The organism is Streptomyces sp. NPDC048417 (genome assembly GCF_040651615.1).
Taxonomy (GTDB): Bacteria; Actinomycetota; Actinomycetes; order Streptomycetales; family Streptomycetaceae; genus Streptomyces.
Genome location: NZ_JBEZKI010000005.1, coordinates 38,441 through 64,624, shown reverse-complemented (window position 1 = coordinate 64,624; position 26,184 = coordinate 38,441). Strand labels below are relative to the sequence as shown.

The following is a 26,184-nucleotide window of genomic DNA, read 5'->3' as shown; positions in this document are numbered from 1 at the left end:
CACGCCCGAGTCACGAAACGCAATATCTTGCCGACGCCTTGTCGGAATGTTCACGCGGTCCCCGGCCCGCACCCACCGCGACGGCGGACACGGCTCCGCCCGCCGGTCAGGCGGACAGCACCCCCAGATCCACCGCGGCCCACCGCTCCCCGAGCCCTGTCAGAGTCACGTGCCGCACCTCGTCGGTCGTGTCTCCGACGGCCCGGTGAATCCGTACGACGATCCGGTCCTCGGTCAGCTCCTCGACCTTGCCCTCGCCCCACTCCACGACGATCACCGACTCGGGCAGCGAGACGTCGAGGTCCAGGTCCTCCATCTCGTCGAGCCCGCCGCCCAGGCGGTACGCGTCGACGTGGACGAGCGGCGGCCCGCCCCCGAGGGACGGATGGACGCGGGCGATCACGAAGGTCGGGGAGGTGACGGCCCCGCGCACACCGAGTCCCTCGCCCAGCCCGCGGGCCAGCGTCGTCTTGCCGGCGCCGAGTTCCCCGCTGAGCATCACGAGGTCACCGGCGCGCAGCAACTTGGCCAGTCGGCGCCCCAGCTCCCCCATCTGCCCGGGAGAGTTGACGATCAACTCCGTGCCGTTGCCGGCCCCGGCCCCGGCCAGGCCGTCAGCCTGGCTGTGCCGTGCTGCTGGTGCTTCCATAGCCACTTACCGTAGCCCCTGCCGGCACGGCACCCGCGCGGGTGAGCAGGTCGGCGAGGCGGTCGGTGACCACTTCCGGGTGTTCCAGCATGACCAGGTGTCCGGCGTCCGGGACCAGCACCAGTTCGGCGTCGGGCAGCAGGTCGGCGATGACCTCGCTGTGCTCGCTGGGGGTGACGAGATCCTGCACCCCGGCCAGCACCAGCACCGGCAGATCCTGGAAGTAGGCGAGGGCCGCGGTCTTGTCGTGGTCGGTGAAGGCCGGGTAGAACTCGGCGACCACGTCGATCGGGGTGGACTCGATCATCCGCTCGGCGAACCGCTCGACCGCCGGGTCGACGTCCCGGGACGCGAACGAGTACCGCTTGATGATCCCGGCGAACAGGTCGGCGGTGGCCCGCCGTCCCTTCTCCACCAGAGCGGCCTGGGTGCCCAGCGCCTTCAGCACGCCGGGCAGCACCCGGCGCACCGCGTTGACGCCGGCGACCGGCAGCCCGAAGTTGACCTCCCCGAGCCGCCCGGACGACGTACCGACGAAGGCGGTGGCGACGACCCGCTCGCGGATCAACTCGGGGTACTGCGCGGCGAGCGCCATCATGGTCATGCCGCCCATCGAGTGCCCGACCAGCACGATCGGCCCCTCGGGGACGGCCGCGTCGAGGACGGCCTTCAGGTCCCGGCCCAGCTGGTCGATGGTGAGCGCAGTGCCGCCCTCGTGCTGGGCGACGCCCCGCCCGGAGCGGCCGTGGCTGCGCTGGTCCCAGTGCACGGTGCGGACGACCCCGCGCAGGGCCGCCCGCTGGAAGTGCCAGGAGTCCTGGTTGAGGCAGTAGCCGTGACTGAAGACGACGGTGACGGGGGCGGGGGCCTTGCGGCCGAAGAGCCGGCGGCGGCGCGGGGAGACGGCCGGGCCGAGGTCGGGCTCCACCTCGTCCACCTCGTAGTACAGCTCGGTGCCGTCGTCGGAGTACGCCTTGCCGGGCGTGCCGCGCAGGGTGCCGTACGGTCCCGCCGAGTCCAGGGCCAGCCGGGCCTTGCGGCGCATCCCGCGGCCGACGGTCATCCGCTCCACGGCGACCCCCGCGGCCGCCCCGGCGGCGAGCACACCTATGGCGGCCCCGGCGATACCGGTGACCTTGAGCCATGTCCCGTCCGCCCCCGTGGCGGAAGCGACGGCCGCCGCGGCGTCCGCTACGGCCTCCGCACTGCTCTCGCTCACGTACCGCTCCTCTTCGCCGTACTGCAGTTCGCTCGTTAGGTGATACGGGTGATGCTGACGAGGTGAGTGTTGCGTCTGTTGCTGCTGTTACAGGTGTAACCGGGTTCTGCCGTCGCCGAACCCCGGAGGTCAGTCCCCGTCCCCTGGTTCTTGCCCACTCGGTTCCCCGTTCACATAGACGCGGGGAATCCGGGTTCCGATGCGGGTGACGATTTCGTAGGCGATCGTGCCCGCGGCCTGGGCCCAGTCCTCGGCGGTGGGCTCACCCCGGTCGCCCGGACCGAACAGCACGGCCTCGGAGCCGACTTCGGGCTCGTCGCCGCCGAGGTCGACGACGAACTGGTCCATCGCGACGCGCCCGGCGACCGTCCGCCACTTGCCGCCGACCAGCACCGGTCCGGTGCCGGAGGCATGGCGCGGGATGCCGTCCGCGTAGCCGACGGGGACCAGCCCGAGGGTGGTCTCGCCGGGGGTGACGTACCGGTGCCCGTAGCTCACGCCGTGGCCGCCCGGGACGTGCTTCACCAGGGCGAGAGAGGCGGAGAGGGTCATCACCGGGCGCAGTCCGAAGTCGGCCGCGCCGCCCAGCTCGGGACTGGGCGAGAGGCCGTAGAGGGCGATACCCGTGCGGACCAGGTCGAAGTGGGACTCGGGGAGGGTGAGGGTGGCCGGCGAGTTGGCGATGTGCCGCACCTCGGGGCGCACGCCCTGCTCCTCGGCGTGGGCGAGCATCTCGCGGAAGAGGGTGAGCTGGGCGGCGATGGAGGGATGGCCGGGCTCGTCGGCGCAGGCGAAGTGCGACCAGAGCCCTGTGATCCGGACCAGCCCCGCGGTCTGCGCGCGCAGCGCCTCGGCCACCAGCTCGGGCCAGTCACCGGGCTGGCAGCCGTTGCGCCCGAGCCCGGTGTCGGCCTTGAGCTGCACGCGCGCGGGGCGGCCGGCGGCGCGGGCGGCCGCGGTGACCTCCCGCAGCGCCCACATCCCGCTCACCGACACGTCGAGGTCGGCCTCGATGGCCTCCCGCCAGGGCCCACCCGGGGTCCACAGCCAGCACATGATCCGCAGGTCCGCGGGCAGCCCGGGGTCCGCGCGCAGCGCCAGCGCCTCCTCGGGGGTGGCCGTACCGAGCCAGCCCGCGCCCGCCCGGAAGGCCGCGCGGGCACACCGGACGGCCCCGTGGCCGTACGCGTCGGACTTCACCACGGCCATCAGGGCCGCGCCCGGCGCGAGGGCGCGCAGGGTCCGCACGTTGGCCCGCAGGGCGGCCAGGTCGATCTCGGCGCGGGCGCGCAGGGGCGCGGTCGGTGCAGTAGCTGTCTCACTCATCGCGCCCCCAGTGTCTCAGAGGCCTCTGACAGCCCTCCGGCACAGGCCCCGGTACGGGCCCCGGTCACCCTCGGGTACCCGCCGGGCACCGGTTCAGGTACCCGTCCGGTGCCCCCACACGTACACCTTGTCGCCCTTCTTCAGCACGCCCCACAGCTTCTTCGCGTCGCCGAGCTTGAGGTTCACGCAGCCCCAGGAGCCGACGGTGGTGTAGATGGAGCCGTAGACGGCGTGGAAGGCCTGGCCGCCGTCGAAGAACTGGGCGTACGGCATGGGCGAGTTGTACAGGGTCGACCAGTGGTTCTTGTGCCGCCAGTAGACGGTGTGCCACCCGGCCCGGGTCGCGTACCCCTTCCGTCCGCTCCGCATCTGCACCGGCCCGAAGACCACCTTGCTGCCCTTCTGCACCCAGGTGACCTGCCGGTTGAGATCGACACAGGCGACCCGGTACGACTTCACGGGGCAGTTCTTCTTGGCGTTCGGGTTCTTCTTCGCCGAGAGGAGCATCATCTGGTACCAGGTCACGGGCCCCGCGAACCCGATGGCCGGCTTGATCTTGTACGTCTTCTGGAACTTCTGGACGGCCTTGCAGTCGGACACCGACTGCTTCCCGTCCACCTTCAGCTTCAGCCACTGCTCGATCTGCCGCTGGTACGGCCCGGTCAGCTTGGAGCAGCTCACCTTGGCGACGGCGTCGCTGAGCGGCACGTACTCGACGAGGTCGTACGCCCCCGGCGGCGCCGCCTTGGGCTCGACGGCGTCCTCCTTGGCGCTGGGCGTGTACACCTTCGGCGCCAGCATCTGGTCGGGGGTGTCGACCTGCCAGGGCTGCCCGGGCCCGGGCGCGACCCCCGGCACCAGCTCCGACTCGGCGACCGCGGCAGGGGGTTTGGGAGCGGTGTCCGCGGCGACGGTCCCGGCCCCGAGGCAGAGAACGACCACGGCGGCGACGAGGGTCCCCGCGACCCCACGCGCAGAACGGCCCCGATAACGCAGGATTCGTCCACTAATCATGCGATCAGACAACCCCGCACGCCCTGGAATCCGGCGAAGCCGCGCGGCCGGTTCACCCGACGGATGCAGGAACCTCGGGCAGGACGGGCGACCCCCACACCCAACGAAAACGGGACGCGCCTTCCGGCCACTACGCCCAACTCCGCGGCCGACGAAACCAGGACACGCCCCTCAGGGGCACGGGGCCCAACTCCGCGGCCGACACCAGCAGGACACCCCCCTCAGCAGCACGGACCCCACTCCGCCGGCCGACGCGAGCGGGACACTCCCCTCGACGGCAGGGGGCCCGCTGCCCGCCCCGCGGCCAACACCGGCAGGACATCCCCCTCAACGGCGCGGGCCCGCTCCGCGGCCGACGCGAGCAGCGCACGCCCCCCTCATGGGCACGGGGCTGAATCGGATGTGCGGCTACCGCCGCGTGCGCGCGATCAGCGCCCGCCCACCCGCACACTCACCCGAACCGCGGCGCGGCCCCTTGACGGTGAGGTCTTGGCCTACCGAGTCGGGCGGGTGGGTGAGAAAACACCCCTCCACGCCGCCCCCAACGCGTCGGCCACCGCATGCGCGACCGTCGGCGCCCCCTGCGCCGCGAACCGCCCCGCGAGCCCGTGCAGATACGCCGCGACACTCCCCGCGTCCCGCCCGTCCAGGCCGCACGCCAGCAGCGACCCCGCGAGCCCCGACAGCACATCCCCACTCCCCGCGGTGGCCAGCCACGGCGTCCCCGTCGCGTTCACCCGGACGGCGGCTCCTCCCCCCGGCTCCGCCACCAGCGTCGTCGCCCCCTTCAACAGCACCGTAGCCCGATACGCCCCCGCCAGCTCCCGCACCGCCGCGAGCCGGCCGGCCTCGATCTCCTCCCGCCGTACCCCCAGCAGCGCCGCCGCCTCCCCGGCGTGCGGCGTCATCAGCGTCGGCGCCGTACGACCGCGCACCGCGTCCCGGTCGGCGAGCCGCAGCCCGTCCGCGTCGACCAGCACCGGCACGTCCTCCTCCAACACCTCGGCGACGACGTCGGCATGGTCCCCGGCCCCCGGCCCGACCACCCATGCCTGCACCCGCCCGGCCTTGCGCGGCCCCACGTCCGACACCAGCGTCTCGGGAAAGCGCGCCAGCACCTCGTCCCCGGCGGGCCCGACGTACCGTACGGCCCCGGCCCCGCCCCGCAACGCCCCCGCGACGGCGAGCACCGCGGCCCCCGGATAGCGGGCCGACCCGGCGGCGATCCCCACCACCCCCCGCCGGTACTTGTCGCTCTCCGCGGACGGCATCGGCAGCAGCCGCGCCACGTCCACGTCCTGCAAGGCCTCCAGCTCGGCCTCCTCGGGCAGTTCGAGCCCGATGTCGACCAGCCGTACCGAACCGGCGTACTCCCGCGCCGGATCGATCAGCAGCCCCGGCTTGTGCGTCCCGAAGGTGACGGTCACGTCCGCCCGTACGGCCGCTCCCCGCACCTCGCCGCTGTCCGCCTCCACCCCGCTGGGCAGGTCCACGGCGACGACGGCGGCCCGCGACCGCTCCACCACGGCGACCAGCGCGGCGGCCTCGGGCCGCAGCCCGCCCGTCCCACCGATCCCCACGATCCCGTCCACGACGAGATCGGACCGCGGAATCAACTCCTCGGCGGCACCGGCGAGTACGGCCGTACCGCCGGCCCGGCGCAGCGCCGCCAGGCCGCCGGTGTGCGTACGCTCCGGCGCGAGCAGCACGGCCGCGACCCCCGCCCCTCTCCTCGCCAGCCGCGCCCCGGCGTACAGCGCGTCGCCGCCGTTGTCCCCGCTGCCGACCAGCAGCACCACCCGGCTGCCGTACACCCGTCCGAGCAAATCGGCGCAGGCGGCGGCCAGCCCGGCGGCGGCCCGCTGCATCAGCGCCCCTTCCGGCAGCCGCGCCATCAACTCCCGCTCGGCCGCCCGTACCGTCTCCACGCTGTAAGCAGTCCGCATGTCCCGAGTCTCCCCCGGAACCGGTGGGGCGCGCATCCGGCCGCCCCCGGGTCACCCCTCCGCGATCACCACCGCCGACGCCACCCCGGCGTCATGGCTGAGCGACACATGCCAGGACCGCACCCCGAGTTCCGCCGCACACGCGGCCACGCTCCCCTTCACCTGCAACCGCGGCCGCCCGCTGTCCTCCACGAACACCTCCGCGTCCGTCCAGAGCAGCCCGGGCGGCGCCCCCAGCGCCTTGGCCAGTGCCTCCTTGGCCGCGAACCGCGCCGCGAGCGAGGCGATACCGCGCCGCTCCCCGCTCGGCAGCAGCAACTCCCGCTCCACGAACAGCCGCCCGGCCAGCCCGGGAGTCCGCTCCAACGACTCCCGGAACCGGTCGATCTCGGCGACGTCGATCCCTACCCCGATGATGCTCACCCGGGCACTCTACGATCCACCCGGCTGCCGCAGGCTCGCCCGGCCTCTCCCCTCACTCCACCGTCACGGACTTCGCCAGGTTGCGCGGCTGGTCGACCTCGTTGCCGCGGGCCGTGGCCAGTTCGCAGGCGAAGACCTGGAGGGGGACCGTGGAGACGAGGGGCTGGAGCAGGGTGGGGGTGGCCGGGATGCGGATCAGGTGGTCGGCGTACGGGACCACCGCCTCGTCCCCCTCCTCCGCGATCACGATGGTGCGCGCGCCCCGGGCCCGGATCTCCTGGATGTTGGAGACGATCTTGTCGTGGAGGACCGAGCGCCCACGCGGGGAGGGGACGACCACGACCACCGGCAGGTCCTCCTCGATGAGCGCGATCGGCCCGTGCTTCAGCTCGCCCGCCGCGAAGCCCTCGGCGTGCATGTAGGCCAGTTCCTTGAGCTTCAGGGCGCCTTCGAGGGCGACCGGGTAGCCGACGTGCCGGCCGAGGAACAGCACCGTCTTCTTGTCGGCGAGGGAGCGCGCGAGCGCCCGTACCGGCTCCATGGTCTCCAGGACGCGCTCGACCTCGCCGGAGATGTGCGAGAGGTCCCGGATCACGGCGCCGACCTCGTCGCCCCACTTGGTGCCCCGCACCTGACCGAGGTACAGGGCGACCAGATAGCAGGCCACCAGTTGGGTGAGGAACGCCTTGGTCGAGGCGACCGCGACCTCCGGCCCGGCGTGGGTGTACAGCACCGCGTCCGACTCGCGCGGGATCGTCGAGCCGTTGGTGTTGCAGATGGCGAGCACCTTCGAGCCCTGTTCCCGCGCATGCCGCAGCGCCATCAGGGTGTCCATGGTCTCGCCGGACTGCGAGATGGCGATGACCAGGCTCCGCGAGTCCAGGATCGGGTCCCGGTACCGGAACTCGCTGGCCAGCTCCACCTCGCAGGGGATGCGCGTCCAGTGCTCGATGGCGTACTTGGCGATCAGGCCGGCGTGGAAGGCCGTACCGCAGGCGACGATGACGACCTTGTCCACCTCACGCAGCTCGGTGGCGCCGATCCGGACCTCGTCCAGGGTCAGCGAGCCGGCCGCGTCGATGCGGCCCAGGAGCGTATCGGCGACCGCCTTGGGCTGCTCGGCGATCTCCTTGAGCATGAAGTAGTCATAACCCCCCTTTTCCGCTGCCGACGCGTCCCAGTCGACGTGGTACGGGCGGACGTCCGCCGGGGCGCCGTCGAAGCCCGTCACCGTCACGCCGTCCCGGCGCAGCTCCACCACCTGGTCCTGGCCCAGCTCGATCGCCGACCGCGTGTGGGCGATGAACGCGGCGACGTCCGAGGCGAGAAAGGCCTCGCCCTCTCCAACGCCTACCACCAGCGGGGAGTTCCGGCGTGCGCCCACCACCACGTCCGGGTCGTCGGCGTGCACCGCGACCAGCGTGAACGCGCCCTCAAGCCGTCGGCACGCCAGCCGCATCGCCTCCCCGAGGTCGGCGGTGACCGAGAACTCCTCCGCCAGCAGATGCGCCACCACCTCGGTGTCCGTCTCGGACGCCAGGTCGTGCCCGCGCTCCGCCAACTCGGCGCGCAGCGCGGCGAAGTTCTCGATGATCCCGTTGTGGACGACGGCGACCCGGCCCGCGTTGTCGAGGTGCGGATGCGCGTTGGCGTCCGTCGGCCCGCCGTGCGTGGCCCAGCGGGTGTGCCCGATCCCGGTGGCACCGGCCGGCAGCGGCCGCTCCGTCAGCTCCTTCTCCAGGTTGACCAGTTTCCCGGCCTTCTTCGCCGAGGCCAGCCCGCCGTCCGCGAGCACGGCGACACCCGCCGAGTCGTACCCGCGGTACTCCAGCCGCTTCAGCCCGGCGACCACCACATCGAGCGCCGACTGCGCCCCCACGTATCCCACGATTCCGCACATGAGCGGCAGCCTAAGTGCCGACGCCCGCCCGAACACGGCTCAGCGTGCCCGAAATCGGAAATTACACCGGGGTTCGAAACCGGCCAACCTCAAGCCAGCGACACCAACCACCCGCACACCGCGAACACATCACCGACACAAATACACCACAAGATCCCCAAGGGGTCACCCTCGACGCCCCCCTCATCACCCTCGCGCCGTACACGACTTCACGCCACTCCCCAAGGGGCGACGGAACTCGCGCTGCTTTCCAGAGAAATGCTGGACCCGGCCTTCCGCGCCATCTCATTCATCGCCGTCTTCAGGCTCGCTTTCCGCCTCCGCCCGTCCGTCATCACAACACCGCTCAGGCACATGCGGGCCGCTCTGCTGGGGATTCTCGCATCGGCGGGATTCGAGGTCGAGGAACCGGACGGACACGGACACGGACACGGACACGGGAGCATGGTCCACGTGAGGGGCTTGCGCTCCTGAGCCGCTCATGTGTCAACGGACCGCGCCAACAACAGACCAGGGAACGCAGCTTGAGCTACGGCATCCACCTGATCCGGTTCGTCGACGGCGAACCCGTGCCCGTGAGTGAGACCGCGATACGAGAGGTACTCGGACCCGTCACCGTCGGCGGCATGCCCGCCTCCGGGCTGCCGGAGTCCTGGGATCTCGAGGCCGAGGACGGAGGGGCCTCGGAGGTCTACGGCGGCACCGAGGGGCTCACATTCAACAGATTCTCCACCGGCGCCGTACTCGACCGCACAGCCGAACTCGCCCGTCGCACTGGCGCGGTGGTGCTGCCTCAGGACGGCCCGGCGATCCTGGGAGACGAAGCCGACCGCAAGCACCTTGCGGAGCCCCTCCGCGCGGACGCGATCGTGGTGCCGTCCGCCGCCCTGACCGGTCAGACCGTCTCTCACGTCATCAACCCGCAGCCGGAAGAGCCCCGCCGGCCGCTCCTTCCGGACTTCCCGTACCACCCGAACCCGGTCGCCACCGGCTCCGTGACCGCCTCCGACGAGGCATGCGTGTGCTGCGGACAGAAACGCGGGTGGGTCTACACGGGCCCCGTCTACGCCGCCGACGCCCCGAGCACCGGCATCTGCCCGTACTGCATCGCCTTCGGCACCGCCGCCGAACGCTACGGCGCCTCCTTCACCGACACCGTCGACGGTGACGCACCCCGAGACGTCGTGCTGACCATTCTGGAACGCACCCCGGGGTTCTTCGCCTGGCAGTCCCCGTACTGGCTGACGCACTGCGGCGACGGCGCCGTCTTCCTCGGCCGCGCCGGGGCCGGGGAGCTCAAGGCGTATCCGAGCGCGGTCGAGTACCTGCGCCGGCAGTGGCCTTCCGGTCAGGCCGACGGCCTGCTGGACTCGCTCGACAAGGACGGCCGGCCGACCGCCTACCTCTTCCGGTGCCGGGTCTGCGACGTCCACCTCGCCCATGCCGACTTCACCTGATCAAAGCCCCACGTGACCGACCCCACCCCCCACCCAGTTCAAACTCCGTTAACAATGGAATGTGATCTCTCCGGTCTCCCCGATGCCCCGGAGCGCCCACCGGCACAGGCCGGAGGCGACTCCCTATGTCGACCTCACCCGTTCCGAGTGGAGCGCGCTGCGGGACAAGACGCCGTTGCCGCTCACCGCCGAGGAGGTCGAGAAGCTGCGTGGCCTGGGCGATGTCATCGACCTGGACGAGGTGCGGGACATCTACCTCCCGCTGTCCCGGCTGCTCAATCTGTACGTCGGTGCCACGGACGGCCTCAGAAGCGCCCTGAACACCTTCCTCGGCGAGCAGGGCTCCCAGTCCGGCACCCCCTTCGTCATAGGCGTGGCGGGCTCGGTGGCCGTCGGGAAGTCGACCGTCGCCCGGCTCCTGCAGGCCCTGCTCTCCCGCTGGCCCGAGCACCCGCGCGTCGAGCTGGTGACGACGGACGGCTTCCTGCTCCCCACCAAGGAGCTCGAAGCCCGCGGCCTGATGGCCCGTAAGGGCTTCCCCGAGTCGTACGACCGCCGGGCCCTGACCCGCTTCGTCGCCGACATCAAGGCCGGCAAGGACGAGGTCACCGCCCCCGTCTACTCCCACCTGATCTACGACATCGTGCCGGACCGGAAGCTCACCGTCCGGCGCCCCGACATCCTGATCGTCGAGGGCCTCAACGTCCTCCAGCCCGCCCTGCCCGGCAGCGACGGCCGCACCCGGGTCGGCCTCGCCGACTACTTCGACTTCAGCGTGTACGTCGACGCGAGCACCGAGGACATCGAGCACTGGTACCTCAACCGCTTCCGCAAGCTGCGCGCGACCGCCTTCCAGAACCCGGACTCGTACTTCAGGAAGTACACCCAGGTGTCCGAGGAGGAGTCCCTGGAGTACGCCCGCGGCCTGTGGCGCACCATCAACAAGCCGAACCTGGTCGAGAACATCGCCCCGACCCGCGGCCGCGCCACCCTGGTCGTCCGCAAGGGCCCGGACCACAAGGTGCAGCGGCTGCGGCTGCGCAAGCTCTGACACCCCGCCCGCCGGGACCGCCTGTTAAAAAGGCATCATGCTGCATCTGCGCCTGATCACCCCGGCGGACCGCACGGACGACGTGGTCCGGCTGATCGAGACAACGGTCGGCACGGCCCACCTCGTGGTGCTGCCGGGGGCCGCCCGCAACCCCGCAGGGGACGTCGTGATGTGCGACGTGGCCCGTGAGGCGGGTGACGAACTCATCGGTGGGCTGCGGGCGTTGGGCCTCGACCGCACCGGCTCGATCGCCGTCGAGGACATCGACCTGAGCCTGTCGGACCGGGCCGCCAAGGCCGAGGCGGAGGCCCCGGGCGAGGGCGCCGACGCCGTGCTGTGGGAGGGGCTGACGGACGCGACCCACGAGGAGTCGACGCTGTCGGTCACCTACGTCGCCTTCATCACCCTGGCCACGATGATCGCGGCCTGCGGTGTCGTCCTGGACAACGCGATCCTGATCGTGGGGGCGATGGCGGTGGGCCCGGAGTTCGGCCCGCTGGCCGGCATCTGCACGGCGCTGGTGCGGCGCCACCCCCGCCTGGCTCTGCGTTCCCTGACCGCACTGCTCGTCGGCTTCGCCGTGGCGATGCTGGTGACGGTCGGCTTCACCTACCTCATGGACGGACTGAACCTCTTCACCAAGGTGCAGCTGGAGGCGGAGCGCCCGAACACCAACTTCATCTACCGCCCCGACGCGTTCTCGTTCGTGGTGGCGGTACTGGCCGGCATCGCCGGCATACTCTCCCTGACCTCGGCGAAGTCAGGTGCCCTGGTGGGCGTGGCGATCTCCGTCACCACGGTCCCGGCAGCGGCGAACGCGGCAGTGGCCTTCGCCTTCACCGAGTACCGGCAGGCGTGGGGCTCGACGGAGCAACTGCTGCTGAACCTGCTGGGGATCGCCCTGGCGGGTACGGCGACTCTGCTGAGCCAGAAATGGCTCTGGAGGAAAGCGACTTGAGGCAGAGCGCCCCGTCAGGGGTGCGGGGCCGCGACAAGTGCGGCTCCGCCGCGTGGGCGGGACACGCCACGACTAACCCGTGGCCAGCAGCCCGCGGCCCGCGGCGCACCCTCCCCGGCACCCCGAACCCGGAGAACAGCTACCCCAGCGCCGACTTGACGGCGTCGGCCAGCCGCCCCGCCACCGACCGGGCCTGCTCGATGTCCGCGGCCTCCACCATCACCCGTACCAACGGCTCGGTGCCCGAAGAGCGCAGCAGCACGCGCCCGGTCTCCCCCAGCTCGCGCTCCGCCTCCGCGACCGCCGCCGCCAGGTCCCCGGAGGTCCTCACCCGGGACTTGTCGACGTCCGGCACGTTGATCAGCACCTGCGGCAGCCGCTCCATCACGCCCGCCAGCTCCCGCAGCGACCGCCCGGTCTGAGCGACCCGCGCCGCCAGCAGCAGCCCGGTCAGCGTGCCGTCACCGGTCGTCGCGTGGTCGAGGATGATGACGTGCCCGGACTGCTCGCCGCCGAGGGCGTACCCGTGCTCCTTCATCTCCTCCAGGACGTACCGGTCGCCGACCGCGGTCTGGACGAGGTGCAGTCCTTCCCGCTCCAGCGCCAGCTTGAAGCCGAGGTTGGACATGACGGTGGCGACGACGGTGTCCGAGCGCAGCGCACCCCGTTCCCGCATGGCCAGCGCCAGCACGGCCAGGATCTGGTCGCCGTCGATCTCCTCGCCGGTGTGGTCGACGGCGAGGCACCGGTCCGCGTCGCCGTCGTGCGCGATGCCGAAGGCGGCCCCGTGCTCGACGACCGCGGCCTTCAGCTTGTCCAGGTGGGTGGAACCGCAGCCGTCGTTGATGTTGAGCCCGTCCGGCTCCGCGCCGATCGTGACGAGGTCCGCGCCGGCCCGGCGGAACGCCTCCGGCGAGACCCCCGCGGCCGCGCCGTGCGCTTCGTCCAGGACGATCTTCAGCCCGTCGAGCCGGTTCGGGAGGACCGACAGCAGGTGGGCGATGTACTGCTCGGAGCCCTCGCCGTAGGACCGTACCCGGCCGACGCCCGCGCCGGTGGGCCGCTCCCAGGGCTCGCCGTGGCGGTGGGAGTCGTAGACCGCCTCGATCCGGTCCTCCAGCTCGTCGGCGAGCTTGTGGCCGCCGCGGGCGAAGAACTTGACGCCGTTGTCGGGCATGGCGTTGTGGCTGGCGGAGAGCATGACGCCGAGGTCGGCGCCGAGCGCGCCGGTCAGGAACGCGACCGCCGGGGTGGGCAGCACGCCGACGCGCAGGACGTCGACGCCCGCGCTCGCCAGGCCCGCGACCACGGCCGCTTCCAGGAACTCCCCGGACGCACGCGGATCCCGTCCGACGACCGCCTTCGGCCGGTGGCCCTCGAACGTGCCCGCCTCGGCCAGCACGTGCGCCGCCGCGACCGACAGCCCGAGCGCCATCTCGGCCGTCAGGTCCGCGTTGGCGACGCCGCGCACGCCGTCCGTGCCGAAGAGTCGTCCCACTTGTCCTCCTGAAGAAGCGTCCTTGCTGCCAGGAAATGATGGCAGGCGCTTAGTCATGCGATCACACCAGCCTTTGAGCGTCTTGTGTCGTTATACGCCCTTGGCCGGGATAAACGAACGCCCCGACGGCACATGTGGCGTGCCGCCGGGGCGTTCGGAGTACGCGTCGAGCCAGAACCCGGATACGCGGGCCAGGCCCGTCTGTACGTACGGGCAGGCAGCGGGCGATTAACGCTTGCTGTACTGCGGGGCCTTGCGGGCCTTCTTCAGACCGGCCTTCTTGCGCTCGACCGCACGGTCGTCGCGCTTGAGGAAGCCGGCCTTCTTGAGCGGGCCGCGGTTGTTGTCGACGTCGGCCTCGTTCAGCGCGCGGGCGACACCGAGACGGAGCGCACCGGCCTGGCCGGAGACACCGCCACCGGCGATGCGGGCGACGACGTCGTAGCGGCCCTCGAGCTCGAGCACCTTGAAGGGCTCGTTGACTTCCTGCTGGTGCACCTTGTTGGGGAAGTAGTCCTCAAGGGTGCGACCGTTGATCTTCCACTTGCCGGTGCCCGGGACGATCCGGACGCGGGCGATGGCGTTCTTGCGACGACCCAGGCCGGCGGCCGGCTGCGGCTCGCCGAAGCGGGAGGCCAGGGACTCGGAGGTGTACTCGCCCTCGACGGGGACGTCCGACTCGGTGGTGTAGCTGTCGATGTCGACGAGCTCGGTCTCTTCGACCGGCTGCTCAACAGTGGTCTCGGCCACGATTCTCCTCAGATTCTCTTCAGTCTTAGGGGGTGGCCGGACTTACTGCGCGACCTGGGTGATCTCGAACGGCACCGGCTGCTGCGCAGCGTGCGGGTGCACGTCACCCTTGTAGACCTTCAGCTTCGAGAGCATCTGACGGCCCAGCGTGTTCTTGGGGAGCATGCCCTTGACGGCCTTCTCGACGGCCTTCTCGGGGTTCTTGTCCAGCAGCTCGTCGTAGCGGACGGAGCGCAGACCACCCGGGTAGCCGGAGTGGCGGTACGCCATCTTCTGGGTCCGCTTGTTGCCGGACAGGTGCACCTTGTCGGCGTTGATGATGATGACGAAGTCACCGGTGTCGACGTGAGGAGCGTAGATCGGCTTGTGCTTGCCCCGCAGAAGGGACGCGGCGGTGGTGGCGAGACGACCCAGGACGATGTCCTGAGCGTCGATGACGTGCCACTGGCGAGTCACATCGCCGGGCTTGGGGCTGTACGTACGCACTTCGCAGCCTTCTTCTTCAGTGGATGGGTGCTGACACATGGCATCACTGAAGCGATCGTGCAGCTGGGGACGACAATGCCGGGGACGCTGCCCGTATGCCGCCCACTGGTAACTGCTCCAGGGAACCTAGGTAGAGGCCACTCCCGTGAGAATGAGCGAGCCAATACACAACGAAGACGAAGCCTACAAGGCTGCCCCCTGACGGGTCAAAACGAGCTCCCGCCGACATCCGGACGAGCCGTCGTCGGCATTGGCGCGAGCCCGGGGCGCCCGGCGCGGCCGGGATACGCCGTCCTGCCCCCAAAGGTCCACTATCACCCTTCGTACTGTCGCACCGGTACCCCCCGGCCCCCGTCTAAGATGCGCCCCATGAGCTATGGGCAGGGGGGACCCCAGTCCCAGTGGGATCCCTGGAAACCGCAGTCGCAGCAGCCCTGGAACGGCGGAGCCGACCAGACCCCGGACTGGGCCGCGCTCGCCGAGGCCTCGGAGACGCGGAACAAGCGGCGCAGAGTGCTGTTCATCGGCGGTGGCGTGGTCGCCACCCTGGCGATCGGCACCGCCGTCGCCATGGCCGTGGTGTCCGCGAACGGCGACAACAACGCCTCGGGCACGCCCAGCAACCTGCCCGCGAGCGCCTCGTTGCCGAGCGACTCGGCGGACTCGACGCCGTCCTTCGCGCCGACGAGTGCGCCGCCGCCGCTGGACCCCGAGGAATTCATATCCAGTGTGAAGAAGGACACGGCGCCACTCAGCGCCGAGACCCTCTTCCCGGGCACCCAGCTGACCATGGGCGAGACGGTGTACAAGAAGGGCGCCACGGCCGACACCAAGAAGTGCGCCACGGCCGCCAAGGGCACCCTCCCGAACATCCTCACCAAGAACGACTGCACCCGGCTGCTGCGCGTCACCTACTTCAAGGACGGCGCCGCGGTGACGGTCGGTGTGGCCGTCTTCGACACCGAGGCGCAGGCGGCCAAGGCCAAGACCGAGGCCGACAAGAAGGGCTTCGTCACCGCGCTGGCCGGTTCCGGGGTGAAGGCCTTCTGCGCCTCCGGCGTCTGCCGCACGACGACCAACTCCTACGGCCGGTACGCCTACTTCACCACCGCCGGCTTCCTCAACGGCAAGGACGTCACCACCAAGGACACCAAGGTCTTCCAGACCGGTGACGACCTGGCGGAGTTCACCTTCCGGCAGATCCGCCGGCGGGGCGAGGCCCAGGCGTCGGCCGCGGCCGACGCCGGCCAGTGATTTCGGACACGTCCGGTCAGGTCCGCTCCCAGGTGGCCTGGAGCACGGGCTCTTGGGGTCCGCCGCGCGCGACCGTGCGCGGCGGGGTGCCCTCGGCGGCCCTGAAGACCCACGTGCGGTAGGACCAGAAGCGGAACAGGGTGGCGATGCCGATGCCGAGGAACTTGCTCACGTTGTAGGCGAACGTGCTCTGCCAGCCGAACCCGTAGGTGGTCGCGTAGAGCACCCCGTTCTCGATGACCAGGCCGACCGCGCTGAAGAAGAGGAAGAGGCCCAGCTCCCTCCGACCGCTGCCGTCGTCCCGGTCCTGGTTCCGGTAGGCGAAGTAGCGCAGGCCCACGTAGTTGCCCAGTACGGCACAAGCTGTCGCGACCACGCTCGCGCGCACCGGCTGCCAGTGGACGACGGCCCTGATCACGTTGAAGACCGCCAGGTTCACCACGAATCCGGTGAGCCCCACCAGCCCGAACTTCGCGATCTCGCGGTACAGGCTCCCCCGCCGGGAGGGGAGCGCGTGCCGCCCGCTCACCGCCCCGTTCGGCTCTGCCGGTGGCGCAGGCGCAGCCGCAGCGGCATCACCGCGGACTCGATCTGGGTCGCGAGGTTCATCTTGGACTCGCCTTCCGTCCGCTCCTCGAAGCGGATCGGAATCTCGACGGCGCTGTGGTCGGCCCGGACCGCCTTGAACTTCAGCTCGACCTGGAAGCTGTAGCCCGCGCTGTCCAGGGTCAGCAGGTCCACATCGCGCAGGGTCCGCGCCGACCACAGGTTGAACCCGGCTGTGATGTCCCGGATCGCGGTGCCGAGCACGGTCCGGGCGTAGCGGTTGGCGAACCGGGAGAGCAGCACCCGGTGCCTGCCCCAGTCCTCGTCCAGCGAGCCACCGGCCACGTACCGGCTGCCGACGACCAGGCCCGCCCCCTCGGACACGACCGCGTCGAGCATCCGCGTGATCGCCTCGGCGGGGTGGCTGCCGTCGGCGTCCATCTGGACGACGTAGGCGGCGCCCTCCGCCAGCGCCGCGGTCATGCCCGCGACGTAGGCGCGCCCGAGGCCGTCCTTCTCGGTCCGGTGCAGCACGCTCATGCGCGGCCGCCCGGCGGGCCGGTCTGCGTTGTACTTCTCGGCGAGTTCCTCGGCGATCCGCCCAGTGCCGTCCGGGCTGGAGTCGTCGACGATCTTCAGATGAAGCCCGTCGACGGGCAGGCCGAGGACCAGCTCCGCCATTCGGGGCAGGTTCGCCGCCTCGTTGTAAGTCGGCATCACCACGGTGACCAGTGCGCCAGAGTGTCTGTCGAGCTCCGTCATGGTGTTCTCAGTCCCTCCCCAGGGAGGCCCGCAGCGGGCCTCTTCGCAGCGGGCGCGGGTCTGCCCAGCGCCCGGAAGTGCCAGCCCGCCGCAGTCCAGCGGTCCGCGTCGAGCACCCCCCGCCCGTCCACGATCAGCGGCCGGGCGACCAGCGTGGCGGCGTGCTCCGGGTCGATCTCCCGGAACTGCGGCCACTCCGTCAGATGCAGCACAAGGCCGGCGCCGCGCAGCGCCTCCTCGGCCGACAGTGCGTAGCCGAGGAGCGGGAACGCCTTGCGGGCGTTGTCCAGCGCCTCGGGGTCGTAGACCGTGACGTCGGCGCCATCCAGGCGCAGCCGGGCGGCCACGTTGAGCGCGGGCGAGTCCCGGATGTCGTCCGAGTCCGGCTTGAAGGCCGCGCCGAGCACCGCGATGCGGGCCCCGAGAACTGTGCCCCCGCACAGTGCCCGGGCCAGTTCGACAACCTTGTCGCGGCGGCGCATGTTGATCGCGTCGACCTCGCGCAGGAAGGCGAGCGAGACGCCCAGTTCGTCGGCGCGGTGCGCGAAGGCGCGGATGTCCTTGGGCAGGCAGCCGCCGCCGAAGCCGACGCCCGCGCGCAGGAACTTCCGGCCGATCCGGTCGTCGTGCCCGATCGCCTCGGCGAGAACACCGACGTCGCCGCCGGCCGCCTCGCAGACCTCGGCCATCGCGTTGATGAAGGAGATCTTGGTGGCGAGGAAGGCGTTGGCGGCCGTCTTGACCAGCTCGGCGGTCGGGAAGTCGGCGACGACCAGCGGGGTGCCGAGGCCCAGGACGGGCTCGTACACCGCACGCAGAATCGATTCAGCGCGCTCTGACCGCACCCCGAACACCAGCCGGTCGGGCCGCAGCGTGTCCTCGACGGCGAACCCCTCCCGCAGGAACTCCGGGTTCCAGGCGATCTCGGCGTCGAAGGCCGCGGCCAGCCGCTCGGCCGTCCCGACCGGCACGGTCGACTTGCCGACGATCAGTGCCCCGGGCCCCACGTGCCCGGCGATCGCCGTGAAGGCCACGTCGATGTAGGTGAGGTCGGCGCCCTCGGAGCCGGGCCGCTGCGGGGTGCCGACGCACACGAAGTGCACCTCGCCGAAGGCTCCGGCCTCCGCGTAGTCCGTGGTGAACCGCAGCCGCCCGCTCGCGGTGTGCTTCGCGATCAGCCCGGGCAGCCCGGGTTCGTGGAACGGCACCCGGCCGGCCCGCAGCGCGGCGACCTTGTCCGGGTCCACGTCGACCCCGAGCACCTCGTGCCCGAGCTCCGCCATACAGGCGGCGTGGGTGGCACCGAGGTAGCCGGTGCCTATGACAGTGAGCCGCATGGTGTGCGGCACCTCCTTGCGGACGAACCCGGCCTACTGCTTGACGTAGACGCGGTAGACACCGGCCGCGTCGGCGGCCCGATCCCGATAGGGCAACTGAGCGATCAGGCGGTAGTGACCGCCGGAGCGGATGGCCTGGGTGACGGCCCGTTCCCGGGCGGTGCCCGGTCCGGACGAGGCGACGTCGAGGACGATCAGGCCGTACCGGCCCTTCGCGACGCGGCCGGCGCTGTCCGCACCGAGCGAGACCCACTGGCCTGGCTCGGTCACGGAACCCAGGTAGTACTGGGGCACACCCTCCACCTCGGACAGATAGGTGCCCTTGCCGTGGACATGGGCGCGCAGTACCTCGACCAGGCCGACGCCGGGCCAGCTCTCGAATCGCTGGGCGGACTGGGAGATGCCCAGTGCGAGCATCAGCACCCAGGCCAGGATGCCCAGCTGGGGATGGCGGAAGTGGGCGCCGATCATCCGGGTGATGCCGAGGCCGGCCATCGGGGCGGCCAGCAGCAGACCGAACGCGATGTGCCGGAACATGCCCGCCGACGTGTGCAACTCGGCCTGAAGCAGCGGCACGAGCGCCGCGGTGACGCAGAGCGTCAGCCCGAGCGCGGCCCTGCGCAGCGCCGAGCCGGGGACGCTGTCCATGTCGACGGACTCGTTCATCCGCTCCCGCCTGACCCAGGCGACCGCGCCGCCGCAGGCGAGCAGCACGAACAGGCCGCTCCACTGGGCGGAAGTGCTCAGGATGTGCAGGGCGCTCTCGCTGCCCCGGCCATGCGCGGGCGTTACCTTCCTGATCTCGGTTAGCACACCGGCGACCAGCAGCGGAACGGCGATGCCAGCGCCCAGCACGACGCCACGGAGGATGCCCTTGGCGGGTCCCTTGTGCGGCCAGGCCATGTGCACGGCCAGCAGCAGCAGGGTGGGCAGGACGAGCACGGTCATGTGCTCCACCGCCGCCGCCAGCGCGGCTACTGGGGCCGCCGCCAGCACGGCCACGGCAGGAGCGCGGTTGGTGCGGACGACGATCCAGGCGGCGAGGGCGACCAGCATCAGCGCCAGTGCGTCCGGCGAGGCGTAGTAGCCCGTGACGACGGTGGACTGCAGAACCGCGTAGGCCGCTGCGGCGCAGCTCGCCACCCGCTCGTTGAACATCCGGCGGGTCAGTGAGTACAGCAACGCGGTGGCGATCAGGGCGCACAGCAGGCTGAGCAGCCGCACCCCGGCCAGCCCGTGGAGCTTGTCGGCGGCGCCAGCCAGGACCGGGTAGAGCCTGGCCGACCCCGACAGGCGGTGCACGAGGTCGGTGGTGACGGCGGTGCCATCGACCAGGTGACCGTACTCCTGACGGCCGACCACCAGATTGACTGCCTCCTCGGGGCTGGCGATGTTGCTCAGCCGGAGCGAGAGCAGCGCCTGCATGACCAGCACGCCGAACAGCAGGATCCGGCCGATCCAGCGGCGTCGGCGGCTGGGTGCCGCAGACCAGCCGGAATCCGGGATGTCGGGTATCGCATACTGCGGCCCGTCGGCGGCCAGCGTCTCGTACGGCTCGGGAGCGTAGCTCTCGATGACGTGCTGGGCGTCGAGCTGGCCCTCGTACCGGTCGCTCTCCGTGCCCGGCACCGGGGCCGGGGCGGGCACCGGGGCCGGGGCGGGCACCGGGGCCAGGGTCTGGGCGGAGTAGGCGGGCCGCTGATATTGCACCTGTCGCAGCGCCGGGTCGGCGTAGCGGTTCGGGTCGGCCTGCGCGGGATTCCAGTCGGGCGGCGGGCTGGCCGGGCTGAACCAGGAGTCCGTGTGCTCGGTCACTGCTGCTTCCTGATGTCGAAGCCGAAGCCGGAGTCGGCCGCGCGCTTGCGATAGGTGGCCATGGCGAGCGGACTGGTCTCGATGCGCCAGTCGGCCCGCTTGGGGATGTTGAACCAGACGAAGCCCAGCACGTCGTCGTGCTCCTTCACGCCGTCGAAGAGGTCCTCGACGTCGGCCCGGCGGCGTTCCCCGCCCTGCGCGGCGGTCTCCGCGATGAAGAACGGCTTCTTGGTGAAGGTCCTGATCTCACGCATGGTCGGGCCGTAGAGGGTACTGAAGGTGTGCTCGCCGGTGAGCGTGTAGTAGCCGATCATCCCGGCCCAGTCGACGTACGAGTCGCCCGGGTAGTACTGCTTGAGGTCGACGTTTGGCATGGGGTTGATGACGTTGGGCGTCCAGACCCAGATCACATTGGTCGCGCCAGCGTCCTGGAAGAGGTCGTGGATGTGCCGGTAGGCGGCCGCGAAGTCGGCGGGTTCGGCCTTCGTGCGGCCCCAGGCGTACCAGTCGCCGTTCATCTCGTGCCCGAAGCTGATCGCGATGGGCAGGTTGAGGCGCACGATGTCCGCCGCCGTCTTCTTGATGTACGCGTCCGACGCGCCGTCGACGATGGATTTCAGCGAGGGTTTGAAGGGCTCCCAGGCCATGAAGGGCAGCGCGCCCGCCTGGTTGATCCGGCGGACCCCGCTGGTGTCGAAGCCGTCGCCGAACGCGGCGTAGTACTCCAGCACGTTCGGCTGCTTGCCGATGTCCTTGGTGTAGGTTCCGAGCGCCTTCAGGGACCTGGGCACCCCGGTGAGCGCCACCCCGAGGTACTTGCCGTCAGGCTTGAGCAGGGGGCTGACGTCGTAGGGCGTGACGGACTTCGCGCTGTCGGTTCCGGACGTTCCGCCCTGCTGCGCGTCCGTGTCACCGGAGTCCGTGTCGGCGGTGAGGCCGCAGCCGGTGAGCAGCATCAGGCAGGCCATGAACAGGCCGAGTAGCGGCAGGGCGCGCCGCGACGCGGTCTCGTACGAAGGTGCAGACATCGGGATCACACCACTTCCCGGCTGCGCGGCTGCACGAGGACCCGGCCGACGACCACGGCGTAGAACAGGCCGGAGGCCAGCACCAAGGCGAAGTCCAGCGGGTTCATGGTGAGCATGCGCCAGGTCGCGGCCCCGACCCAGACCGCGGCGGTGCCGCCGCCCCAGACGATCATCCCGATCCAGAAGCGCCGGGTCTTGTTCTTCTTGGCGCCGCTGGACCCGGTCGGCTGCCAGCCCATCCGGTTCTTGCGGAGGATGTCCCAGATGGCGAAGAGATGTGCCCAGCCGTACATCATCCGGGCCGCCCAGGCCTCCAGGCGGTAGGGGTTGCGGTGCCAGAGCGGGAAGATCAGCGTGGTGTAGATGAGGCTCGGCAGCACCAGGCCCATGTACTCGATCTTCAGCATCTGCGGCAGTGCCAGCAGCAGCACGATCGGGATAAGCGGCGAGACGACCGTGAACAGCGCCGTGTGGATGTAGTAGAAGAAACCGGACATATAGCACAGCCGGGACTCCGGCCGGAGCTTGGCCTGCCAGAACTTCTTGCTGCCCAGCAGGCTCATCGAACCCGAGCACCAGCGGTACTGCTGGTTGAAGAAGGCACCCGCCGTGTCCGGGCAGACTCCGGTGGACAGCGCGACCGGCACATAGCGCAGGTCCCAGCCGAGGCCCCGCAGGTCGAAGCCGGTGTGCACGTCCTCGGAGTGCTCGATCAGCGTGGTGCCGCCGTTGGTCTCCAGCGCGGCGCGCCGGTAGACGGCACAGCTGCCCACGCATATCGCGCCGTCACTGTTCTGCCGGGAGACCTGGACGGAGCGGTAGAACAGCTCCTGCACCGCACCCGCGCCGCGCTCGATCCAGTTCTGCGAGTCAAGGATACGGAAGAACTGCGGGGACTGGATGATGCCGACATCCGGGTCCTTCTCCATGTACGGGAGCAGTTCCTCCAGCAGGTCCTCACGGGGAGCGAAGTCGGCGTCCAGGATGAGGATGTAGTCACCGTCGGAGTTCTGGAACCCGAAGTGCAGGTTCCCCGCCTTCTTGAACCAGCCCCGGTTACTGCGCGTGCCATAGACGAAGCCGAAGTCCACCGCCATCGCGGCCAGCTCGGGGCTCGCGGCGTCGTCGAGGACGTACGGGGTGACCACACCGGGGTAGCGGTCGCGCAGCCGAGCCACATGGGTCCAGGTGTTGTGCAGTACCTCGATCGGCTCCCCGCACACGGGCAGGAACACGTCGACCGTCGGGTAGCGGGCCGGCCGCCAGTCCCGGACCAGGGCACGGTGGGCCTTTAGGTCGAAGTCCTTGGTGAAACCGTTCACCTTGAGGGAGACCAGGTAGTACACGACCGTGAACAGCAGGAACGGCAGGTAGACCCACAACCACGGGGACGAGCGGGCGAGCGCTACCTGGCTGGCCACCAGGCAGCAGAAGCTGATGATGGAGAAGCAGGTCAGCACCCAGAGCCTGCGGCTCGTGTAGGAGTACTTCTCCTCGTTGTCCGGCGGCTGCGGAAGCAGCCCGTACTGCTTGCGGGCGGGCGGTCGCCCGCGTCGCATCCTGCGATGCGACGCCGAAGCCTCTCTGCCCCCGCCCGCCGCCACAGACCCGTCCACGACGGTCATGCCTATGCCCCCCCACGGAGCTTTTGTGAATACTCTCGATCGATCGGGTGAGGATAGACGAGAAATATTGCGAGGAATGGCGAGGGGTCTTGCATAAATCCACATGTAACCGGCATCTAAGCGGCGTAAGGCCATGGGCATGACAGATCGGATCCAGTGATTCCCCTCACAATGAATATCCGGTTCCGCATCGCCGCAGGCTGCGCCGTCCTCACCCTTCTCACCGGCTGCTCCACGCACACCGCCGCGCCTGGGTCCGCATCCGCCCCGCGCCCGGCGACCTCCACCGGTGCCGGCACGCTGTGCACGACCACCGAAAAGCCGTACCCGCAGCAACTGGTGAAGGCCGGCAAATACAGCATCGAACCGAACCGCTGGAACGCCTCCGCCGGCACGGTCTGCCTGAAGACGACCGGCGACACCGGCTTCACCGTCTCCGCGGCCGGCGGTCTCGTCGCCAAGGACTCGAAGGCGCCACGCGCCTACCCCAACATCGCCACCGTCCCCGGCACGGCCGGACTGCCGGTGCCCGTCGCCGAGTTGGGCGACGCCACCAGCGACTGGGCGGCCTGGCCCGCCGCCGCGGGCTCGTACAACATGGCGTACGACCTGTGGTTCGGCCCGAACGCGACCGACTGCAACCCCGCGCACAGCGCCGAACTGATGATCTGGCTGGACCGCACGGACAACGTGGTGCCCGCCGGCAGCCGGGCACCCCGCACGGTGACGCTCGGTGACGCGGCGTACGAGGTGTACCAGGCACCCCGCCCCGGCACCCACAGTGTGATCAGCTACGTCAGGACCGACCCGACCCACACCGTCCGGCGGCTGGATCTGAGGCTGTTCGCCGCGAACGCCCTACAGCGCGGCTACGTTCCCACCTCCTCCCGGCTGTGCAAGGTCGCGGCGGGCTTCGAGATCTGGACCGGCGGCGTGGGCCTGCGCACTTTCTCTTTCGCCTTCCACAACAGCACCGCCCTGCCGGCTGGGGTCCTGCGGTCCGGCGCGACCGGTATCTGCCTGCGCGCGGACGACGACGTAGTCACCGGCTCCTGCGGCGGCAGCGGCGGGAAGACGGTCTGGGCGGTGGCCAACGACGGCTCCCTGCGCACCGGTGGACGCTGTCTCCAGCCGCGCGGCGGCGCCGCAGTACTGGCCGACTGCACCGGGGACACCGCCCAGCGCTGGGCGGCCGACCCGGGCGGGCGGCTGGTGAACCCCGCCTCCGGCCGCTGTCTGGACACCGCGAGGGGCTCCCTGGCGGTCGGTGTCCTGGCGACCCTGGAACGGTGCCGGGAGGGGGCGTCACAGCGCTGGACTCTGCCCTACAACGGCCTGGCGTCATGACCATGGCCTATCATCCGCACATCGTCCACACACTTGAGCGATAGACCTAACGGGGGGGCTCCGTCGGGTCAGGGCTCCGAACTCCGAGAGAGTGACGCCTGATGACGGCAGACGGCACCTGGATCAGACCCGAGGGCACGGGGAGCCGCCGCCGGCCCGCGCCACCGGGTGTGGACACCACCATGCCACTGGGTACGGTCGCGGAGGACATCGCCGCCCGCCGCACCGCCGAGCGGATCGCCCGCCGCCGACCCAACCCGGTCACCAAGGCGCCGCAGGCCGCTTGGCGCACGGACTGGCTGCCGCTGCTGGCCGTCCTGCTGGTGCAGGCCGCCCTCTCCTTCCGCCTCACCGGCAGCAACACTGCGTTCGTGGACGAGGGCACCTACATCTACTCCGGGTACCAGGAGATCAACCACGTCGTGCACGGCGCCGCCGTCGCCGACTACGCGAGCTTCTTCTCCGGCTCGCCGCTGATCTACCCGGTCGTGGTCGCAACCGCCGACATGATCGGCGGGCTGCGCGGAACGCGGCTGCTGAGCCTGGTCTTCATGCTCTCGGCGACCCTTGCCATCCACCTGTCCACCCGGCGCTTGTACGGGTCCGTGGCGGCCTTCTTCGCGGCCGCGCTCTTCACCGCCGTGGGACCCACGCAGTTCCTCGGCGGCTACTCCACCTACGACGCGTTGGCGCTCGCGCTGCTGGCCTGGGCTGCCTACTTCACGGTCCGGCTCGCCACCGGCGGCGGCTACCCCAGCATGGCCGCCGCCGCGGTGATCCTGGCCCTGGCCGACTGGACCAAGTACGCCTCACTGCTGTGGACCCCAGTCGTGGTCGGCATCGCCGTCTTCGCCGGGCACGGCGGCTCCCCCTGGCACGGGACCCGGTGGCGCCGCGGCGTCGAACTCACCATCGTGTGGCTGGTCGCCCTCCTGATGCCCGCCGTCGGCGCCAAGGCCCACATCGACGGTTTCACCCACACCACCCTGATGCGCAAACCGGGCACCGACGCCGCCTCCTACGTCGCCGGGGAAGCGGCCAAGTGGGTCGGCCCTCTGCTGGTCATAGCCTTGATCGGTGTCCTGGTGACCGTCGTGCTCGCCCTGCGCGACAAGACCGAACGCGCCGAGATCTGGCTCGCCCTGGTGCTCTTCGCCGGCGGCGTGCTCGCACCTCTCAACCAGGTCCGCATCCACACCTGGCTCTCCCTCCAGAAGCACGTCGACTTCGGCGCCTGGTTCGCCTGCATCGTGGCCGGACTGCTGCTCGCGCGACTGTTCACAGCCCTCAGCGGCAAGGTCCACGTCACCGCCGGCGTCCTGGTCACCGCCCTGGTCGTCGGCCCGCTCGGCTACGTCGGGGCGGGCCAGGCGGCGCATATGTTCGGCGAGTGGCCCGACTCCTCCGGTCTCGTCTCCGCGCTTCGCCCGTACGTGCACAAGGGGAAAGACGAGTACCTGGTCGAGAACTACGACGTCCCCGCCTACTACCTGCGCGAATCCAGCAACTGGCAGCAGTGGCAGGACCTCGTCGGCAAGACCTACAAGGACCCTGAGACCAAGAAGACGCTCCAGGGTGCCCCCGCCCTGCAGGCCGCCGTCAAGGACCGCTTCTACTCGATCGTCGTCCTGGACTTCACCCAGACCGCAGACGTCGACACCGCGCTCCAGCCCACCCTCAAGCAGGCCGGCTACCGCGTGCACAAGGTCGTCAAGAGTGCCCGCACCGGCGACGGCACCTACACGATCTACTTCGCCCCGGGCTTCGGAAAGAGCTGACGCGAGGATGCGTGC

General features: G+C 70.6%; 22 protein-coding genes. 6 read left to right on the top strand and 16 right to left on the bottom strand.

Annotation, left to right across the window (positions count from 1 at the left end; all coding sequences use genetic code 11):
* Nucleotides 1–106 precede the first annotated feature (106 nt).
* The 7 genes from tsaE to glmS all read right to left on the bottom strand — a co-directional run bounded on the left by tsaE (nucleotide 107) and on the right by glmS (nucleotide 8,477).
* Nucleotides 107–649, bottom strand: coding sequence for a tRNA (adenosine(37)-N6)-threonylcarbamoyltransferase complex ATPase subunit type 1 TsaE (tsaE, locus tag AB0D59_RS09410; protein WP_362562821.1), 543 nt, complete (start codon nucleotides 647–649; stop codon nucleotides 107–109).
* The gene (locus tag AB0D59_RS09405; RefSeq protein WP_362562819.1) at nucleotides 615–1,868 is read right to left on the bottom strand and encodes an alpha/beta hydrolase; all 1,254 of its coding nucleotides are present in this window, start codon (nucleotides 1,866–1,868) and stop codon (nucleotides 615–617) included. The genes tsaE and AB0D59_RS09405 overlap by 35 nt, the downstream gene beginning before the upstream one ends.
* Nucleotides 1,869–1,997: 129 nt before the next feature.
* A complete protein-coding gene (gene alr / locus AB0D59_RS09400) occupies nucleotides 1,998–3,194 on the bottom strand; it encodes an alanine racemase (RefSeq protein WP_362562817.1) in 1,197 nt (398 codons plus the stop codon).
* Nucleotides 3,195–3,287: 93 nt separating this feature from the next.
* Complete coding sequence (locus AB0D59_RS09395; protein WP_362562815.1) at nucleotides 3,288–4,136, bottom strand: L,D-transpeptidase; 849 nt, start codon at nucleotides 4,134–4,136, stop codon at nucleotides 3,288–3,290.
* A gap of 566 nt (nucleotides 4,137–4,702) precedes the next feature.
* Complete coding sequence (locus AB0D59_RS09390; RefSeq protein WP_362562813.1) at nucleotides 4,703–6,154, bottom strand: NAD(P)H-hydrate dehydratase; 1,452 nt, start codon at nucleotides 6,152–6,154, stop codon at nucleotides 4,703–4,705.
* Between the two features lie 51 nt (nucleotides 6,155–6,205).
* Entirely contained in the window at nucleotides 6,206–6,577 is a 372-nt protein-coding gene (locus AB0D59_RS09385) for a holo-ACP synthase (protein ID WP_362562811.1), read from the bottom strand.
* 52 nt (nucleotides 6,578–6,629) lie between these two features.
* The gene (gene glmS, locus AB0D59_RS09380) at nucleotides 6,630–8,477 is read right to left on the bottom strand and encodes a glutamine--fructose-6-phosphate transaminase (isomerizing) (protein ID WP_362562808.1); all 1,848 of its coding nucleotides are present in this window, start codon (nucleotides 8,475–8,477) and stop codon (nucleotides 6,630–6,632) included.
* 524 nt (nucleotides 8,478–9,001) lie between these two features.
* Here glmS and AB0D59_RS09375 point away from each other — a divergent pair.
* The 3 genes from AB0D59_RS09375 to AB0D59_RS09365 all read left to right on the top strand — a co-directional run bounded on the left by AB0D59_RS09375 (nucleotide 9,002) and on the right by AB0D59_RS09365 (nucleotide 11,943).
* A complete protein-coding gene (locus AB0D59_RS09375) occupies nucleotides 9,002–9,934 on the top strand; it encodes a CbrC family protein (RefSeq protein WP_362562805.1) in 933 nt (310 codons plus the stop codon).
* Between the two features lie 82 nt (nucleotides 9,935–10,016).
* Nucleotides 10,017–10,985 (top strand): type I pantothenate kinase, encoded by a 969-nt coding sequence (gene coaA, locus AB0D59_RS09370; RefSeq protein ID WP_362562803.1) that lies wholly within the window; start codon nucleotides 10,017–10,019, stop codon nucleotides 10,983–10,985.
* Nucleotides 10,986–11,022: 37 nt separating this feature from the next.
* Nucleotides 11,023–11,943 carry a DUF389 domain-containing protein gene (locus tag AB0D59_RS09365; RefSeq protein ID WP_362562800.1) on the top strand — a complete coding sequence of 307 codons (921 nt, stop codon included), beginning with the start codon at nucleotides 11,023–11,025 and terminating at the stop codon, nucleotides 11,941–11,943.
* Nucleotides 11,944–12,082: 139 nt separating this feature from the next.
* On the opposite strand, the gene glmM is transcribed toward AB0D59_RS09365, so the two are convergent.
* From glmM to rplM, 3 genes are all read right to left on the bottom strand, one after another.
* Nucleotides 12,083–13,441: a phosphoglucosamine mutase gene (gene glmM, locus AB0D59_RS09360; RefSeq protein ID WP_362562798.1), complete on the bottom strand. Its 1,359-nt coding sequence runs from the start codon at nucleotides 13,439–13,441 to the stop codon at nucleotides 12,083–12,085.
* A gap of 228 nt (nucleotides 13,442–13,669) precedes the next feature.
* On the bottom strand, nucleotides 13,670–14,191 hold the full coding sequence (rpsI, locus tag AB0D59_RS09355) for a 30S ribosomal protein S9 (protein ID WP_362562795.1): 522 nt from the start codon (nucleotides 14,189–14,191) through the stop codon (nucleotides 13,670–13,672).
* A gap of 42 nt (nucleotides 14,192–14,233) precedes the next feature.
* Nucleotides 14,234–14,677, bottom strand: coding sequence for a 50S ribosomal protein L13 (gene rplM, locus AB0D59_RS09350; protein ID WP_351693668.1), 444 nt, complete (start codon nucleotides 14,675–14,677; stop codon nucleotides 14,234–14,236).
* A gap of 369 nt (nucleotides 14,678–15,046) precedes the next feature.
* Between rplM and AB0D59_RS09345 the strand changes: the two genes are divergently transcribed.
* Nucleotides 15,047–15,931 carry a hypothetical protein gene (locus tag AB0D59_RS09345; protein WP_362562792.1) on the top strand — a complete coding sequence of 295 codons (885 nt, stop codon included), beginning with the start codon at nucleotides 15,047–15,049 and terminating at the stop codon, nucleotides 15,929–15,931.
* Between the two features lie 16 nt (nucleotides 15,932–15,947).
* Here AB0D59_RS09345 and AB0D59_RS09340 read toward each other — a convergent pair whose 3' ends face one another.
* The 6 genes from AB0D59_RS09340 to AB0D59_RS09315 are packed head-to-tail and all read right to left on the bottom strand — an operon-like array spanning nucleotide 15,948 to nucleotide 22,978.
* Nucleotides 15,948–16,460 (bottom strand): GtrA family protein, encoded by a 513-nt coding sequence (locus tag AB0D59_RS09340; RefSeq protein ID WP_362562791.1) that lies wholly within the window; start codon nucleotides 16,458–16,460, stop codon nucleotides 15,948–15,950.
* On the bottom strand, nucleotides 16,457–17,239 hold the full coding sequence (locus AB0D59_RS09335) for a polyprenol monophosphomannose synthase (protein ID WP_362562788.1): 783 nt from the start codon (nucleotides 17,237–17,239) through the stop codon (nucleotides 16,457–16,459). The genes AB0D59_RS09340 and AB0D59_RS09335 overlap by 4 nt, the downstream gene beginning before the upstream one ends.
* A complete protein-coding gene (locus AB0D59_RS09330) occupies nucleotides 17,236–18,576 on the bottom strand; it encodes a UDP-glucose/GDP-mannose dehydrogenase family protein (protein WP_362562786.1) in 1,341 nt (446 codons plus the stop codon). The genes AB0D59_RS09335 and AB0D59_RS09330 overlap by 4 nt, the downstream gene beginning before the upstream one ends.
* A 33-nt stretch (nucleotides 18,577–18,609) precedes the next feature.
* Nucleotides 18,610–20,391 (bottom strand): glycosyltransferase family 39 protein, encoded by a 1,782-nt coding sequence (locus AB0D59_RS09325; RefSeq protein WP_362562783.1) that lies wholly within the window; start codon nucleotides 20,389–20,391, stop codon nucleotides 18,610–18,612.
* Complete coding sequence (locus AB0D59_RS09320) at nucleotides 20,388–21,419, bottom strand: glycosyl hydrolase (protein ID WP_362562781.1); 1,032 nt, start codon at nucleotides 21,417–21,419, stop codon at nucleotides 20,388–20,390. Before AB0D59_RS09320 ends, AB0D59_RS09325 begins: the two co-directional genes overlap by 4 nt.
* 5 nt (nucleotides 21,420–21,424) lie before the next feature.
* Entirely contained in the window at nucleotides 21,425–22,978 is a 1,554-nt protein-coding gene (locus tag AB0D59_RS09315) for a glycosyltransferase family 2 protein (RefSeq protein ID WP_362562778.1), read from the bottom strand.
* A gap of 237 nt (nucleotides 22,979–23,215) precedes the next feature.
* On the opposite strand from AB0D59_RS09315, the gene AB0D59_RS09310 reads away from it, so the two are divergent.
* Together AB0D59_RS09310 and AB0D59_RS09305 are read left to right on the top strand one after the other, a co-directional pair.
* On the top strand, nucleotides 23,216–24,391 hold the full coding sequence (locus tag AB0D59_RS09310; RefSeq protein WP_362562775.1) for a ricin-type beta-trefoil lectin domain protein: 1,176 nt from the start codon (nucleotides 23,216–23,218) through the stop codon (nucleotides 24,389–24,391).
* A 101-nt stretch (nucleotides 24,392–24,492) separates the two neighbouring features.
* Complete coding sequence (locus tag AB0D59_RS09305) at nucleotides 24,493–26,169, top strand: hypothetical protein (RefSeq protein WP_362562772.1); 1,677 nt, start codon at nucleotides 24,493–24,495, stop codon at nucleotides 26,167–26,169.
* Nucleotides 26,170–26,184: the final 15 nt, after the last annotated feature.